This is a genomic window from Sphingomonas sandaracina (genome assembly GCF_036663695.1).
Classification (GTDB): Bacteria; Pseudomonadota; Alphaproteobacteria; order Sphingomonadales; family Sphingomonadaceae; genus Sphingomonas.
Genome location: NZ_JAXOJK010000009.1, coordinates 1 through 15,875, shown reverse-complemented (window position 1 = coordinate 15,875; position 15,875 = coordinate 1). Strand labels below are relative to the sequence as shown.

Genomic DNA, 15,875 nt, shown 5'->3' with positions numbered 1-15,875 from the left:
CACAAGGTTTCCCCAAATGACTTTTCCCTCGTTCGACCGCCGGCGTTTCCTGGCTGGAGCCGCGATCGGCGCGCCCGCGCTGTTGCTACACGGCCGCGCCTTTGCCGCGACCGATCCATTTTCGCTCGGCGTGGCGAGCGGCGAGCCCGAGCCTGACGGCTTCGTGATCTGGACGCGCATCGCGCCCAACCCGCTTGCCGAGGATGGCCTGGGTGGTAACGTCGCCCCGATGCCCGTACGCTGGGAGGTATCCACCGACGACGCGTTCCGTCACATCGTCGTGCGCGGCGAGGCGGTGGCACAGCCAGCGCTCGCGTCCGCCGTCCATGTCGAGGTCGCCGGGCTGAAGCCCGATCGCCCCTATTGGTATCGCTTCCTCGCCGCCGGCACGCAGAGCCCGGTCGGCCGCGCCTGGACGGCGCCCGCGATCACGGCGTCACCCGCCGCGGTTCGCTTCACCGCTGCCACCTGCTCACACTGGGAAATGGGCTATTTCTCCGCCTATCGCCACATGGCCGCCGAGGAGGACAGCCGCTTCACGCTGTTTCTGGGCGATTACATCTATGAGGACAGCGCTTCGCCCGAACGCTTGAAACAGGCCGTGCGGTCCTACGGCATGGGCCCGGCGCAGACGCTCGCCGACTATCGTCGCCGTTACGCGCTGCATCGGACCGACAGAGATCTCCAGCGTCTCCACGCCGCAGCGCCATGCATCGCGACATGGGACGATCACGAGGTGCAGAACGATTATTCGGGCATCTGGTCGCAGGACCCGGCGTTCACGCCCGCGCAGTTCGTCCTGCGCCGCCTGACCGCGTACCGCGCCTTTTGCGAGAACATGCCGGTCCGGCTGTCGCGGGTGATGCGCGGCGACACGTTCCGGCTCAACCGTCGCTTCCGCTGGGGCGATCTGGCGCAGTTCGACGTGCTCGACGGTCGTCAGTTTCGCTCGCCGCCCGCCTGCATCGACGGGCAGAAGACGCGTCGCGGCCATATGGCGCCGATCAGCTGCGCCGATCTCGCAGATCCGTCACGCACCTTTCTTGGCTTCGAGCAGGAGCGCTGGCTGTACGACGGCTGGGCGAAGAGCGCGGCGCACTGGAACCTGCTCGTCCAGAACCTGCTGGTCGCGCCGCTCGTGGTAGAGGGCAGCCCCGAGCCGCTCATCTGGACCGACACATGGAACGGCTTCGGCGGGGCGCGAACGCGCCTGCTCGATGCTATGGTCGAGACGAAGCTGTCCAATCCGGTGACGCTGGCGGGCGATTACCATTCGTTCTGGTGCAACGACCTGCGCCAGCGCTTCGACCGGCCCAGCGATCCGGCGGTGGCGGCGGAGATCGTTGTCAGTTCGATTACCTCGAACGGTCCGCCCGATGCCGGCATCCGTGCCGCGCTGCCGGCGAACCCGCACATTCGCTATTTCGACGCGACGCATCGCGGCTATCTGAGCGTCGATCTGCACCGCGACCGGATGGACGCGCGCTGCATGGCGATCAGCGATCGCGCCGATCGGGCCGCCACGGTCGGACTACTGCACGCGGTGTCCGTCGAGGCGGGGAGACCGGGCGTGGCCTGAACCGGCGGCGCTTTACCTGAGCAATCGGCAGAAAGCGTATGCGATTTATTGTTGCTTTGACCGGATCGTTACCCAAATGAATGGTCAACCGCTTCTGGGAGAACTCAGAGTAGCTAGAATGTCGGATCTTGGGCGTTAACCGAGAGAACGCCCTCGGCGGGTAGAACCCACAAGTGGACGTTCAACCCGCGATCGTCGCTTTCCGAAAGCGGATGCTCGGTCAGCTTCGCGGTAGCTATCCGTGTTCAGAGCGGTTCCACCACCCGCCGCCAAGCGACTGAAACAAGGCTGCGGTGTCGGCGTATAGCGTCGCCCGTGCCTGCAGGACGGCAATGCTCGATTGCCAATAGGCCTGTTCTGCGTTGAGCACCTGAAACGGCGCGATTGCCCCCAAGCGCGCTTGGTCCCGGGCGATGGCGAGGCTGTCGGCCGCGGCTCGTCCGGATCGCTCGGCAGCGCGCAGGTTGTCGCTGTCCGTAGCGATGGCGGCCAGCGCGTCGGATACGTTCTGGAACGCCGCCAGCACGGCACTGCGGTAATGGGCCTTGGCTTGGTCATAAGCGGCTTCGGCCGCGTGCTGCCGGTGGCGCAAGGCCCCGCCGTCGAACAGCGGCGCGGTCACCCCGCCGACGACGCTCCACAGGACGTTCGCCGGCGCGAGCAGGGTCGCAAAATTGGTCGATGACCCACCGGCACTGCCGCCAAGCGTGATGGCGGGAAGCCGGGCGGCGATGGCCACACCCACTTGTGCGCCCGCGGCATGCAGATCGGCTTCGGCGGCCCGCACATCCGGCCGCTGATCGACCAGCCGGGCGGGCAGGCTGAGCGGCAGATGGGATGGAAGCGTGAGGCTCGCGAGATCGAGACGCGGCTGTTCGACCCCAGGCATCTGCCCGGCGAGCGCCGCGATCTGATCGCGCTGCTGCGCCAGTTGCTTCTGCAGCGGGGGCAGCGATTGCTCGGTCTGGGCGAGCAAGGTCTGCTGGGCGGCGACATCGGCGCGCGCGACATCGCCGAGTTGCAAGCGACCGCGCAGAATGTCGAGGATATGCACCTGAGCCGCGATGGTCTTTTCGGTCGCCACGATCTGCTCGCGCAGCGAGGCCTCTGTGATCGCTGCGACGACGACGGTCGAGGTCAGCGTGAGATAGGCCGCCTCGGTCTGGAACCGCTGTGCTTCTGCGTCGGCTGCACTGCTCTCGGCCTGGCGGCGAATGCCACCGAAGACATCGAGCGTGTATCCGACGTTAAGCTGCGCTGTGGTCAGCGTATAAAGGTTGCTGTTCGACTGCAGCGGCGAGGCCAGCACGCCGGGATTTCGCGATCGCGTCGTTGCGGCATTCGCCCCGACGCTTGGCAGGAAGGCACCACGATCCGCCTTGGCCAATTCCTGCGCCTGACGCAGTGCCGCGCGGGCACCGGCGAGATCGGGGTTGCCGGCGATCGCTCGCCGGACGAGTGTGTCGAGCGCCGGCGAATGGAACAGGGTCCACCAGTCCGCCGGAATGTCGGCACCGGGAACGACCGTCTGGAGTCCGCCGGGCTGCGCACCCGGCAGGTTCGCATAGGCGGCGTCGGCAGGCGCGCTGGGTCGCTGGAAGCCGGGGCCGACCGCGCAACCGGCGAGCAGCAGACAGCCGAGCGACACGCCGGCGCTGAGGGCGGAAATCATGCGCATCGGATCATACTTCCGTTTCGCGTAGTGGCGCACCCTGCGGTTGCTGGTTCTGGCGCTGGGTCTGGCGTTCGCTCCGGCGGGAGACGGCGCGCTCGATCACGAAATACAGCGTCGGCACGACGAACAGGGTCAAGGCGGTCGCGACGATCAGGCCGCCGACCACCACAGTCGCCAATCCTCGCTGCACGTCGCTGCCAACGCCGGTATTGAGCGCCGCCGGCAGCATCCCGATGGTGGCGACGGTTGCGGTCATCAGCACCGGACGCAGCCGTTCGCGCGCGCCCATCATGACGGCCCCCAGCAACCCTTCGCCATCGACGCGGCGGGTGTTGAGGTTCGAAACCATGATGATCGCGTTCTGGATCGCGACGCCGAACAAGGCGATGAAGCCGACCGACGATGCGACGTTGAGCGTCGCCCCGGTCAGGTGCAGCGCCACCAGTCCGCCCAGCGTCGCCAGCGGTACCACGCCCAGGATCAGCAGCACCTGTCGCAACAGCGCGAACTGCACGTAGAGCAGGAGCGCCATCGCGCCGAACATGATGCCCAGAATGACGCCAAGCCTGCTCTCCGCGCGCGCCTGATTCTCGAACTGGCCACCCCATTCGAGATGGTAGGCGGCATGATCGAACGTGACCTGGCGCGCGATGTTGGCTTGCGCATCGTGCAGGAACGAGGTCAGGTCGCGGTCGCGATAATCGAGCTTCACGGTCAGATGGCGGTGGCCCATCTCGCGCGTGATCGTGCTCTCGCCGGACTTCAGTGAAACATGCGCGACCGCGGAAAGCGGCACCTGCGCGCCGCTCGCCGTGGTGATCGGCAGGGTGCCGATTTCGGCGATGGTGCTGCGCGTGGCGGCGGGGAAGCGCACCGCGATATCGTAGCGCCGATCGCCGACATACAGCTTATCGATGCCCTCGCCGCCGATTCCGGTCTGGATCAGATCGGCGACATCGCCCGCGTTGACGCCGAGCCGCGCTGCGGCCGCGCGATCGACCTGCACCACCAGTTGCGGCAGCGGCGGCTCCTGGTCGAGCGCGACATCGGCGGAGCCTGGCGTCTTGTTCAGCACGCCGACGACCGCGTTGCCGATCCGGCGCAGTTCGTGGAAATCCTCACCATAGATTTTGATGACCAGTTCGCTGTGCGCACCTGCCATCTTGTCGTAGACACCGTCGATCATCGGCTGGCTGAAGCCGATGTTGAAGCCGGGCATCGTCTTGAATTTTGCATCCATGCGGCGGATCAGATCGGCTTTGGTCTCGCCGGAGGGCCAGGTGCCATACGGGTGCAGACCGACGCTTGCCTCGATATGCGAGGGCGTGAAGGGATCGGTGCCGTCATCGTTGCGACCAAGCTGGGTCACGATGTAGGAGGTCTCGGGGAAGCTGCGGACCGCGCGGCGCAGTTCGCCCGCCATTTCCTTGCCCTTCTCCAGCGATATGCCGCTGGGCAGCTGGACCTGTAGCCAGATCGAGCCTTCGTCGAGCGGGGGCAGGAATTCGCGGCCGACGGTCGCGCCAAGGAGCAGAACCGCCAGCGCAGCGGCGATGGCAATGCCATAGATGATGACCGGGAGATCGAGGCAGCGGCGCAGTACCACCACGTAGCCGCGATCGATCCAGGCCAGCACCGGGTTATGGAAGCTTTTGGTCGGTTTGCGAAAGGCGATATAGGCAAGGCCCGGCACCAGCGTCAGCGATACCAGCAGCGCGCCGAGCAGCGCATAGCCTACGGTGAACGCCATCGGCGTGAACAGCTTCGCTTCGATCCGTTGGAACGCGAACAGTGGCAGATAGGCGGTGACGATGATGATCGTCGCGAAGAAGATCGGACGGCCGACCTGAACCGCGGCATCGGTCGCGTCGGCAAGCGTAAGCGGCTCCTCGGGCCGTGCTTCACGCCGCCGGAGCAGCGATTCCATCATCACGATGGCGCCATCGACGATGATGCCGAAATCGATCGCGCCGAGCGACAGCAAATTGGCCGGCACATGCGTCAGGTGCATCAGAATGAACGCGATCAGCATGGCGAGCGGAATGACGATCGCGACGATCAGGGCGCTGCGCGCGCTGCCGAGAAACAGGATCAGCACGATCAGGACCAGGCCGACGCCCTCGAACACGGTGTGCGACACTTTGTCGACGGTGGTGTGGACGAGATCTGAACGGTCGAGATAGGGAACGATCTTTACGCCCCTGCGGGCCAGCTGGGTATTCAGCGTGATCACCCTGGCATGGACATCGTCCATCACCCGCGAGGGGTTCTCGCCGCGGAGCAGGGTCACGATCCCCTCGACAGCATCGCCGTGCCGGTCCTTGCCGAGGATTCCGTGCCGCTCGACCTGGCTCAGTCGTACCTTGCCGAGATCGCGGACCAGCACCGGCGACCCGCCCTTCTGGGTGACGACGACGCTGCCGAGATCGGTCAGATCGTGCAACGCGCCCACGCCGCGCACGACATAGCCCTGCTCGCCACGCGTAATGACGCTGCCGCCAGTGCTGTGATTGTTGGCGGTGATCGCATCCTCGACCGACTTCAGCGAGAGACCGAAGCGCTGCAACTGGACCGGATCCAGCTCGACTTCGTACTGCGTGGTGATGCCACCGAAATTGTTGACGCCGGCAACGCCCTGGATCTGTCCCAGTGCCGGGATGATTTCCCATTGCTGGATTTCGGACAGCTCGCGCTGACCCAGCGTGTCGGACTCGAGCGTGTAGCGATAGATTTCGCCGATGGGCGAGGTCAGCGCGTCGAGCCCCGGCGTGATGCCCGTCGGCAGGGTGACGCCCGTGATGCGTTCCTGGATCCGCTGGCGCGACCAGTAATCTTCCGATCCGTCGCGGAAGACGAGCGTGATGAGCGACAGGCCGAAGGTACTCTTGGACCGCATGATCGCCAGGCCCGGCGTGCCGTTGAGCGCACGCTCGATCGGCACGGTGATCTGCTGCTCCACTTCCTCGGCCGCGAGCCCGGGGGCCTGGGTAATGACCTGCGAGCTGACGTCGGCGATGTCGGGATAGGCTTCGATCGACAACTGCCGCCACGAATACCAGCCGTAGACGGCGATGAAGACCGCGATGAACATCACGATCGTGCGCCGCGCGATGGCGAGCCGAATGAACCGATCAATCATCGAGCAACACACCACCCTTGGCGATAACCCGCTGGCCACTGATCAGGCCACCGGTGATCGTCGTGCGGCCACCTTGTTCCGCGCCGGTTTCCACCACGCGGCGTATGAAGGTCCACGGACTTACCTCGACATAAACCGTCGTCGCGTCATCGTGCAGAAGCAGCGCGGTGGTCGGCACGCTCGGCGCGATTTTGGCGGGCGGGGTGAAACCGACGGTGGCGAACATCCCCGGTTTGAAGCGCCCGGCCGCATTGGCGACCGCGATCCGGACCTTGGTACGCCGGGTATCGGAATCGAGCATCGGCGCGATCGACTGCACCCGTCCGGCGATGGTTTCCCCGGGAAAAGCGCTGAAGGTGATGCTGACCGGCTGGCCTGCGCGGACCGCCCCCAGATCGCTCTCGGCGACATTCGCCGTGACCCAGACCGTACCGATGTTGGCAACGGTCATCAGCGCTGCGGTCGGATCGGTCCAGAAGGCACCGGGTGCGGCGGCAAGGTCGGTCACGACGCCGGAGGACGGCGCGGTCAGCGCGAGGCCACCGCCCCGAACCGAAGCGGATGCCCCAACCTGACGCAGTCGCGAACTCGCGCGCGCCGCCTCTGCCTGAGCTGCGGCATAGTCGGCCTGCGCTTGCTGGACGTCCTTGTCCGCGGCACCGCCGATCGCCTTCACGCCCTGCGCGCGTGCACGGGCGGCGGTCGTCAATCGCAATTGGGTCCGCGCACGCGCATCGTCGGCGAGTGCCGCGGAAAGATCGGGTGACGCGAGTTCGGCCAGCATCTGCCCGGCGCGGACATGATCGCCGAGCCGCACCCCGAGTTTTACGATCCGGCCCGAGAGCGGGGTCAGGACGTGGTTCTGCCCGGCCGGGTCAGCTTCGACGACGGCAGGCGAGACGATCTGCCGAGCGATGTCGGCTTCGCCCACCGAAGCAATCGCGATCCGCGATCGCAGCGGCGAACTTTTGGGGATGACCACCCGGTCGCCTTGCATGACGAAGGCCGACGCTTCGGGAGGCACCAGGGGAGCCTTTGCGCTGCACCCCGTCAACCACGCCGCACATGCAAGGATTGCGGGTCCGAAGGCCACGCACTGCGCGGTCCGGCCCAAGCGTGCTGAACGCACCGTTACAAAGCCGATCGGCATCACGCGCCCTTTGGTCAGTTTCGTCATTGCGCCAACCAATGCGTTTCGAATGTTCGAAAAGGCAGGATAGTCAGCGATTGCCCGATAGGTTGGCCAGCCCGAGGGCGCGATATTCCATTGGGAAAGCCGACCTATACGAAGGTATATCGAACCCTCGCTTCCGATTGGATCGGGGGCCGCCGAGTTCTATGCTGTGCGACGATCACACCGACGATCCGGGGATCGCTGCGGATGATCGCAGTCATGGAGGCACAGAACACATGCCGGAAGCGCCACCGACACAGCCGACAGGCCGGGCCTGGACGTTTGGCGGGGCCTGGGCCTTCGGGGGGCTGGGCCGGTCGCTTCGGTTTCCGGCGATCCGGGTTGGGGCGATGGCGGTGCTGATGGCTGCCATCTTCGTTTCCGACACGCTGACGGACCTGGAAATCGCCACCGCGGTCTTTTACAGCGCGGTGATCCTGCTCGCCGTCGGTCGCTTCCGCAGCCGCCACGTCGTAGGTCTCGCGGCGATTTGCATGATGCTGACCCTGGCCAGTTTCCTGCTGACGAAATCGGGCTCCCGGGACGCCGGCGTCGTCAATCTCGCGATCAGCCTGTCGACGATCGCCATTACGACCTATCTGGCGCTGAAAGTGGTCAGGGCGGAAGACGTTGCGCACGAAGCTCGCGCGCAGATGATCCGCGTGGCGCGGGTGACCGGTCTCGGCGCGCTCGCCTCCTCTATTGCGCATGAGGTCAATCAGCCGCTCGCGGCGATCGTCACCAGTGGCGATACCGCCCTCCGCTGGCTGGGCTCCGCTCCGCCGAACCTCGACCGGTCGCGGGCAGCGATCGAACGGATCGTCGCCGACGCGAGCCGCGCCAGCACCATCATCTCCCGCATCCGCGATCACGCCCGCGGCGCTCCGCCGGTTTTCCAACCCGTCCGCATCGACGAGGTGATCGAGGAAGCCATCGCGCTGTCACGAAGCGTTCTTGAACGAGAGGACATCACGCTCAACCTTGCGCTCGCCGCTCATTTGCCGGACGTGTTGGGTGACCGTGTCCAACTGCAACAAGTCATCTGCAACCTGATATTGAATGCGATCGAAGCGATGACGAACGTCGAGCCGCACACGCGAACGCTGTCGCTCGCCGCGGTGTCGGACGCGAGCGGCGACATCGAGGTGTCGGCAAGCGATACCGGAAGCGGCATCCAGGAGGAGCATCTGGCACAGCTGTTCGATGCGTTCTGGACGACCAAGGGCAGTGGCACGGGGATCGGCTTGACGATCAGCCGAACCATCGTGGAGGCGCATGGCGGTGCGATCTGGGTGGACCGTATGAAACCGAACGGCGCGAGATTCCATGTCCGGCTGCCGGCCCAGGCAGCGACTGGCGCATGACCGCAAAAAAGGGCCCGAACCAAGACCCGCCGATCGTCTACATCCTCGATGACGACAGTTCGGTTCGGGCGGCACTTGAGGATTTGCTCGCGTCCGTGGGATTGACGGCGAGAGCGTTCGGATCAACCCGCGCGTTTCTTGATGCCGACCGGCCCAATGTGCCGAGCTGCTTGATATTGGACGTTCGTATGCCAGGCCAGAGCGGCATGGAGTTCCACGGACAAATGGTGGGCCGAGGCATCCGTATCCCGGTGATCTTCATTACCGGTCACGGTGATATTGCCATGTCCGTGCGTGCAATGAAGGCTGGCGCGATCGAATTTCTATCCAAGCCGTTTGCCAATCAGGACTTGCTGGATGCAATCCACCGCGGGATCGAGCTTGATCGAAACAGGCTGTCGGACGAGCGGCATGTGCAGGATGTTCAGCGACGTTATAGCCAACTGAACGATGGTGAGCAGGCGGTAATGGCGCTGGTGGTTCAAGGTTCTCTCAACAAGCAGATCGCGGGGGAGCTCGGTGTCAGCGAGATCACAATTAAAGTCCGGCGACGCCAGGCTATGTTGAAGATGGGCGCGACGTCGCTGCCGGAACTCGTGCGGATGTCCGATATGGTGGACGCAGCCAGCCGAGGGGGCGTTTGATCAACCCGCATGTAACCTCAGCAAGGTAACAGCTTGTACCGGCCGCCCGGTTTGGCAAACTGCTACAGCGTAATCTTCGCGCCAAATCACAGCATGCAGAGTTCGACGGTACGACTGCGGGCGCCTCCGACGCCATGCCGGCACCCGATGCGACCCTAGCAACGGATATATCGGGATCGTCGCTGGTAAAGATCATCTCGACGGCACGGCTCAGTCAGACTGGAGGATGTTCTGCTAACCGTGCCTCATCGGATGAGGGCCGCAAGACGGCACTTTGAAGCCGCAGGGCGCACGCTTCCACCCTGAACGATGCTGCTTCGTCAACCTCGTGCGCGAACCTGTGAGCAAGTCGATACGCATAGGGACGCGCATGCAGAGCGCCGCGGCCTCGGAGCCTGTTCCGCCGGATATGGCCAGGAAGCGGCCTCTTCCACCGTGAAACCGATCCTGGTGTGTCGCGCCGGGCGGATTATAGATCAGGACCGGTGTGTTGGACACCAGCGGAGCACCACCCGCCGACGACATATAGCGACCGGCAAGCACCAGAACAAAATGCGCTTCATCATGGCTGTTTCGCTGAACTTCCTCCTCGGGCGAGTTCGCGTTCTATACATCGAAGCTAAAGCCTCCGGCCTGCCGCCCTCGGGCCGCTGCCCAACAATCCGTTTTTGTCCGTCTGAGAACAATTTGAGGAGTTTGAACGAACTGCGATCAGCGCGCCATTCAAACGGCAGGGCTTAGCGTACGTTTTTGAACACCCTCTCACCGGTCCCCTACTCAATCGACGAGATGCTGAAGAAGATGTGGAAGCTAAGGGACGCTCCGGGACACCCAATTCATCTTCAAGGCGATGTTTCACTATTTTGAGTGCGCCCGGCCCTGACCAGCGGAGGGCGCGGGTGCGCAGGCGCTTGCCAGCGCGTGCGGTGCCGAAGGGGCGTCCGACAGTGACGGAGGCGGCGCCGCGCGTCCCCAGTCCGAAGGCGCGGAGCCCATCGTCAATATCAGCGTGCCGCCATCGGCGATCTCCCCGTGCCGGAACCAGGCGCTGTGCAAGGGGCGGCCGTTCAGCTCGGCCGAGACCACATAGCGACCGAGCCCGGTCGGATCGAAATTGCGGGCAATGATCCGCAACATCTTGCCATTCCCTAAGGCGAGGCTGGCATCGGGAAAACTCGGCGTGCCGATCAGATACACGTCCTGTCCAGCCAACGGGTAGAAACCAAGCGACTGAAACACGAACCAGCTCGACATAGCGCCGGAATCCTCAGGCCCCGGCAGGCCGCCGCGGGTGTCGAGAAAGCCCTTTTCGAGATACTCTGCCACACGGTCCGCGGTCTTGTCGGGCCTGCCGGCCCAGAGATACAGCATCGGGATCAGGAATCCCGGCTCGTTGGTCATGTCGAAATGGAGATGATCGAACGTCGTGTCGAGCCGCTTCACAAAGGCTTCGGGGCCGCCCGATATCGTGATCAGCCGGCGCACATCCTGCGGCGCGTAAAGCGAATAGGTCCAAGGATCCCCTTCATACATGAAGGCAGGCCATTCGCCGCGCACGGTCCAGTCGGGCACCGCCCAGCTTCCATCGGCGTTACGCGGCCGCAGGAAGCCGGCGACGCCTTCCCGCGTCAGCTCGGGGTCCCAAAGGTTCAACCAATTGGAGGCCTGGGCCGCGAACCGACGCGCCCTCACCGTGTCGCCGAGTCCGCACGCCACCTCGGCGATGGCGAAGTCGTTATAGGCATATTCTACCGTCCGCGAGCCTGAACGGGGATTGGCCTCGCTGACATAGCCCTTGGTGAGATAGTCGGGCAGGCCGCCCCGCCCCTCCTGCTCGTCGCGTGCAGGCGAAACCGTCGCGTCCTTGAGCATCGCCTCGTACGCGGCGCGATAGTCGATGCCCTTCAGCCCCTTAACGTAAGCGTCCGCCACCAGCACGTTGGCGTTGCTGCCGCCCTGGGTACGGCCATTGCTCTCGCCGCTGCGGCCGTCGGGCATCCAGCCGGTGTGGCGATAGATGTCAATCAGCGACCGGATCATGTCACGCTCGCGATCGGGCGCGATCAGCGTAAGCAGCGGGCCGGTAGTCCGGAACGTGTCCCATATGGTGTAGAAGTCGTCGTAATGCGGCGCGTTCGACCGCCAGACCGGGTTTTCGCCGTTATGATCCGACGGCATTAGCATGGAATGGTAGAGCGCGGTGTAGAACTGACGCCGCTTGGAGGCGCTGCCACCGGTGATCCGCACCGGTTCGAGCGCCTGTTGCCACAGCGTCCGCGTGCGGGCGCGGGCTGTATCGAACTGCCAAGCGGGCGGCTCGCTCAAGACATTGCGGCGTGCCTGGCCCATGCTGACGAACGAGAGGCCTACCTTGGCCTGCACCACCTGCCCCGCCCGACCGGGAAAATCCAGAGTCGCACCGAACGGTTGGTCGGCGTCGATCGAGGCGTTCCGGGCCGCACTGATCCCCCCTGCCGTCCAGGTCCGTTGACCGGAGGAGGGCACGTCGGTGACGATGTCGAAATAGACGCGGTACTCGCCACCGTTGTTCCAGCCGCCCTCGTAACGGCCGACGCCGCGAATCTCATGATCCGACACGACCGCAATCGAGCCGCCGAGAAAGCGCTGACTCTCGGTCCCACGCCCTTTGGTCAGGATCCGATCGAGCCGGACGGTCAGATGCGCCTCCTCCGGTCCGGAGAAGGTGTAACGGTGAAAGCCCACCCGGCGCGACGCCGTCAGCTCCGCACGCGCACCGTAACGGGTCAGCGTCGCAGCATAATAGCCGGGCTCGTTGCTTTCGTCCGTCCGGGGTGAGGCGATATCGGCGGGGTTGAGAGCCCCGGTGACGGGAGCGACCAGGATGTTGCCATATTTGCCCGCCGCGCCGCTGAGATGAAGGTGGCTGAAGCCGACGATGTTGCCCGAGGTGCGATAGCCGAATTTCGATGGCACGCCGTCGAAGCTGACCATGTCCGGCCCGACCTTGACCATGCCGAAGGGCGCGGTGGCACCGACGAACACCTGGCCGTACCAATCTGATCCGATGAACGGGTCGACTTCGGAGACGAGGTCCGGACTACTGGCGGGCTCGGCAGTAACCGCTGCAGGCGTGGTTGACTGAGCGTGGATGACCGATGCCGCCACCACCGCAGTGCCGAAAAAGCGCGAGCGGCGGCCGCCCATGGGAGAGGCCGTGAGTGTCATTGTCCCAACTCCGTTGCGGTGTTGGCCCTAGCGAGATCCGTGGCGGTGCTCACCACGCCCGCCCGGCAATCAGGCGGACCTCGGCAGAACATTGTTCAGCGGCCGGCGCCGGAGCGCGGGTCCGCAGTGCCGCCAGCTCCGCGCGTGCGGTATCAAGATCGTGCCGATAATCGGCCGAGCCATGCAGCGCCGCCACGTAGGAGGCGGCCGTCATGTAACCGGCTTGGACTGCCGACACCGAATGCGATCCACAGATCGCGCGACTCTCGCCGTAGGCACGCCCCCTAGCCAGGATGCCCGTGGCGCGATCGGGCAGTAGCTCGGTCAGGACGAGCGCCGTCGTCCAGCCTGCCGTGGTGTGGCCAGAAGGGTAATCGCCATCCGCCGCGAGATGATCGGTTTCCGGCTCGCAGATCGGCAGACCGGTGCCAACATACGGGCGGCGGCGATGATAATGATCCTTCGGCCCCTGCACGAAGCCTGCACCGGTGGCGGCCATCCGGACGAACAAATGCGCCGTTGCAGGGATGTCCGACGGCTTGAGCAGCATGCCGATCGCGCAACTGAAATGATCCAGCATCGCCTGGAGCGAGCCGTTGACGTCTGCCGTCGCCATGACCCAGCGCGGCGAGCCCTTGAGGGCGCGGGTCCGACGGAAGACGGCTGCGTCGGCAGCTGCGAGAGGCGACCGATCAGCCGGCGGCTGCGGCAGGATGCGGGTCGCATCCGGCAATGCCGATGCAGGAAGGTAGGGCTTGAACCCGGCAGCGGACATTCCGCCCGCCCCGCGCGGCGCGAGCAACGTCATCGGTGCCGCCTCGGCGCGTTGCCAGTCGGCGTCGGCGATGCGTTCGACCGGCAGGCCGCCGCACTTGCCGCTGGCGCGCACCGGATTGCATATTGTCGCGAGGTGATCCGGCAGGCGGACCGCGAAGCCGCCAGAGAAGCGCGGATCCGGCCAGAGATAGTCGGTGGACACCATCTGCGCGCCCGAGCGCAACGCGGCGTCACGGTGGCCCGTGTCGTTGCTGCGCGCCTGCACCGTGTCGGAGTCCGCGCGGGTGCGTACCAGAAAGCCCGCGCGCACGTCGGCCGCGATCCGCCCGCTCTGCTTCACCGGATCGTTGAGCGTCAGATAGGCCGCAGCGGGTGACTGCTCATCGGTGTTGATGAAGGCGACCCGCCCCTCCAACGAACCGCGGTTGCCGCGATAGATCGCGACCTTCTCTGGGCTCTCGTCGAGCGCGAACAGGATGTGCCCACGCGACGCGCCGAGCGTCGGCCAATTGTTGTGCAGCACCGCGTCGCGTAATGTTGGATAGCGGCCCTGTACGTCGTTCGGCGTGACCAGCTTCGATGGCGGCAGTACCTCGCGGATCTCGGTGTCGAACGCGTCGAAAGCCGGCCCGTCAAACGGCAGCAGTGGCACGCCGCCGGGCGCGGCGCGTCCGTCCTTGGCGTTGACGAGGATGGTTATCGGCGTGTGGCGTGGATGCGCGTCCGACCATTGCCGGATGACACCGAGGCATTGCTTAAAGGTGAGGCAGCTCGAACGGAAGTCGAAGTCCGGAACGTGTAGCACCTTGAAGCCTGGCTGCTGCATCGCAGCCGTCCAGCTCGGATCGAGCGGCATGTGGGTCAGCGCGGCGACCTCGGGATGGGTGTAGCGGCCGCCCTGCGGATCATAGACCACATCGATTTCAAGCTGGCGCGCGCCGGCGTCCAGTTCCGCGGTTAACGTCTTGTGGGCATAATCGAGCCCGGCCGCGCCCGTCGGGTTGACGGCGGCGATGACCGCGTAATCGGCAGGTGGGATCGCCTGCTTGTAGCTGTTGTGCGTTCCCACCGTGAACAGGTCGTTGAGGCGAAGGTGCCGATCCATCCACGGCTCCGCGCAGTCCGGTCCCGCCGCCGACGCCATGGCCGCATCGAGGTGGCAGGCCGGCGGCGCGGCGTGGGAGACCTTCACGGCGGCAGCTGTGACGAGCGCCGATGCCAGCAGGCCGGCTGTGAGCGAGAGATTGCGCATGGTCGGTGCCCTCGGGAAAAATTGCGAGACGGGCCTGGAGTTTCAGGTCGAAGTTTAAGAAGACGGGGTTCGACAGCGCCACCATGTTGTCGCTCAGCGCCATGGAGTTGGGCATCTGCGGATAGGGAGTCTGCGGCCCTTTCACCATTACCCTATAATATATACGGTCCTGCACTGCCGGCGTGTCGGCGAAGCTTGCCGATCCGGTCGCCGGGTCCGTGTTGTACGAGCCCATATCCTGGCCGTTCTTGACCACCTTGACGCGGTAGGACGCCCCCTTGATGCCGCCGCCCACCAGCCTGGCCTGGAACGTCACGGGCCTGTCGGTCGGCTTCGCATATCGCCCATCATCATGTCCGGCTTGGCGCCTGCCGGTCTTACGCGATCGCCGGAGTACTCGCCAACGCGCCGGTGAACAACGCGACGGCAAGCGCCGCGCCGGAAACGGACGTACAGGTCATTGCAGGCTCCCAATGATTAACGAGACAGGGCGCCTATGATAGTGTTCGATATCATTTTCATGACAGCGCTGACGCGCAAATGTCACGAACGGCGGCCGCTGCTAAGGTACCTGGTACACGAGATAGAGATCGACGTCCTCTTCCTTGAGCATCTCGTCGATCGAGTAGGCGAACTCCACCGACAGCCGCATGCGCCGCAGCAGCAGCGTCCGGTCAACGTGCGGGAAACAGCGTGCGTAGGGTGCTATTCCGCCCCGTGCCGGATCGCCCTGGCGTACGTAAGAGTGACTTTCGTGTGCCGGGCTGCCTAAACTTATATTGAGGCCCGTTTTTATCTGACGGCGCGAGGACGTGGTGGACGCGGTCGGCGTGTCAGTTTCGACCTTCTGTCGGCATTATCCGGCTAGGGGCAGAAGCGCACAGGGTTACAAAGAGCACTGACAGGACGTGCTAGCGGCGGCAAGGAGCGGCTGGGGCGCACAACACAGATGGGCGAGCGTAGCTTGCGGAGGCTTCTTATTATCGGCGCAAGTTCGGTTACGAAGGTTGCGGCGCGTGACCCCGATAAAGCCGGCGCATGGCTGGCCGGCATGCTGGCTCGCA

At 64.9% G+C, this 15,875-nt stretch carries 8 protein-coding genes and 1 pseudogene; 4 read left to right on the top strand and 5 right to left on the bottom strand.

The window, feature by feature from the left end; all coding sequences use genetic code 11:
- The first annotated feature begins 16 nt into the window (after window positions 1-16).
- Window positions 17-1,579: an alkaline phosphatase D family protein gene (locus U1707_RS18140; protein ID WP_332801462.1), complete on the top strand. Its 1,563-nt coding sequence runs from the start codon at window positions 17-19 to the stop codon at window positions 1,577-1,579.
- Window positions 1,580-1,814: 235 nt separating this feature from the next.
- On the opposite strand, the gene U1707_RS18135 is transcribed toward U1707_RS18140, so the two are convergent.
- From U1707_RS18135 to U1707_RS18125, 3 genes are read right to left on the bottom strand one after another with little or no spacing between them, the layout of a single operon-like run.
- Window positions 1,815-3,257, bottom strand: a complete 1,443-nt coding sequence (locus U1707_RS18135) for an efflux transporter outer membrane subunit (protein ID WP_332801461.1) — start codon at window positions 3,255-3,257, stop codon at window positions 1,815-1,817.
- 4 nt (window positions 3,258-3,261) lie between these two features.
- Window positions 3,262-6,393 carry an efflux RND transporter permease subunit gene (locus U1707_RS18130; protein ID WP_332801460.1) on the bottom strand — a complete coding sequence of 1,044 codons (3,132 nt, stop codon included), beginning with the start codon at window positions 6,391-6,393 and terminating at the stop codon, window positions 3,262-3,264.
- On the bottom strand, window positions 6,386-7,417 hold the full coding sequence (locus U1707_RS18125) for an efflux RND transporter periplasmic adaptor subunit (protein WP_332801459.1): 1,032 nt from the start codon (window positions 7,415-7,417) through the stop codon (window positions 6,386-6,388). Before U1707_RS18125 ends, U1707_RS18130 begins: the two co-directional genes overlap by 8 nt.
- A 500-nt stretch (window positions 7,418-7,917) precedes the next feature.
- Here U1707_RS18125 and U1707_RS18120 point away from each other — a divergent pair, with 500 nt between their 5' ends.
- Both U1707_RS18120 and U1707_RS18115 read left to right on the top strand, forming a co-directional pair.
- Entirely contained in the window at window positions 7,918-8,931 is a 1,014-nt protein-coding gene (locus U1707_RS18120; RefSeq protein ID WP_332801458.1) for a sensor histidine kinase, read from the top strand.
- Window positions 8,928-9,575 carry a response regulator transcription factor gene (locus U1707_RS18115; RefSeq protein ID WP_332801457.1) on the top strand — a complete coding sequence of 216 codons (648 nt, stop codon included), beginning with the start codon at window positions 8,928-8,930 and terminating at the stop codon, window positions 9,573-9,575. Before U1707_RS18120 ends, U1707_RS18115 begins: the two co-directional genes overlap by 4 nt.
- 858 nt (window positions 9,576-10,433) lie before the next feature.
- Here the strand turns inward: U1707_RS18115 and U1707_RS18110 are convergent.
- Together U1707_RS18110 and U1707_RS18105 are read right to left on the bottom strand one after the other, a co-directional pair.
- Window positions 10,434-12,782, bottom strand: coding sequence for a GH92 family glycosyl hydrolase (locus U1707_RS18110; protein WP_332801456.1), 2,349 nt, complete (start codon window positions 12,780-12,782; stop codon window positions 10,434-10,436).
- A gap of 49 nt (window positions 12,783-12,831) precedes the next feature.
- Window positions 12,832-14,811, bottom strand: coding sequence for a Ca2+-dependent phosphoinositide-specific phospholipase C (locus U1707_RS18105; RefSeq protein ID WP_332801455.1), 1,980 nt, complete (start codon window positions 14,809-14,811; stop codon window positions 12,832-12,834).
- Between the two features lie 910 nt (window positions 14,812-15,721).
- On the opposite strand from U1707_RS18105, the pseudogene U1707_RS18100 reads away from it, so the two are divergent.
- Window positions 15,722-15,875 (top strand): annotated as a pseudogene (locus tag U1707_RS18100) (IS110 family transposase); the annotation flags it as partial.

Bases quoted from the DNA above. Each gene is read 5' to 3' on its own strand.
- U1707_RS18135 (WP_332801461.1), bottom strand. From the start codon at position 3,257: ATGCGCATGATTTCCGCCCTCAGCGCCGGCGTGTCGCTCGGCTGTCTG.
- U1707_RS18105 (WP_332801455.1), bottom strand. From the start codon at position 14,811: ATGCGCAATCTCTCGCTCACAGCCGGCCTGCTGGCATCGGCGCTCGTC.
- U1707_RS18140 (WP_332801462.1), top strand. From the start codon at position 17: ATGACTTTTCCCTCGTTCGACCGCCGGCGTTTCCTGGCTGGAGCCGCG.
- U1707_RS18110 (WP_332801456.1), bottom strand. From the start codon at position 12,782: ATGACACTCACGGCCTCTCCCATGGGCGGCCGCCGCTCGCGCTTTTTC.
- U1707_RS18120 (WP_332801458.1), top strand. From the start codon at position 7,918: ATGGCGGTGCTGATGGCTGCCATCTTCGTTTCCGACACGCTGACGGAC.
- U1707_RS18115 (WP_332801457.1), top strand. From the start codon at position 8,928: ATGACCGCAAAAAAGGGCCCGAACCAAGACCCGCCGATCGTCTACATC.
- U1707_RS18130 (WP_332801460.1), bottom strand. From the start codon at position 6,393: ATGATTGATCGGTTCATTCGGCTCGCCATCGCGCGGCGCACGATCGTG.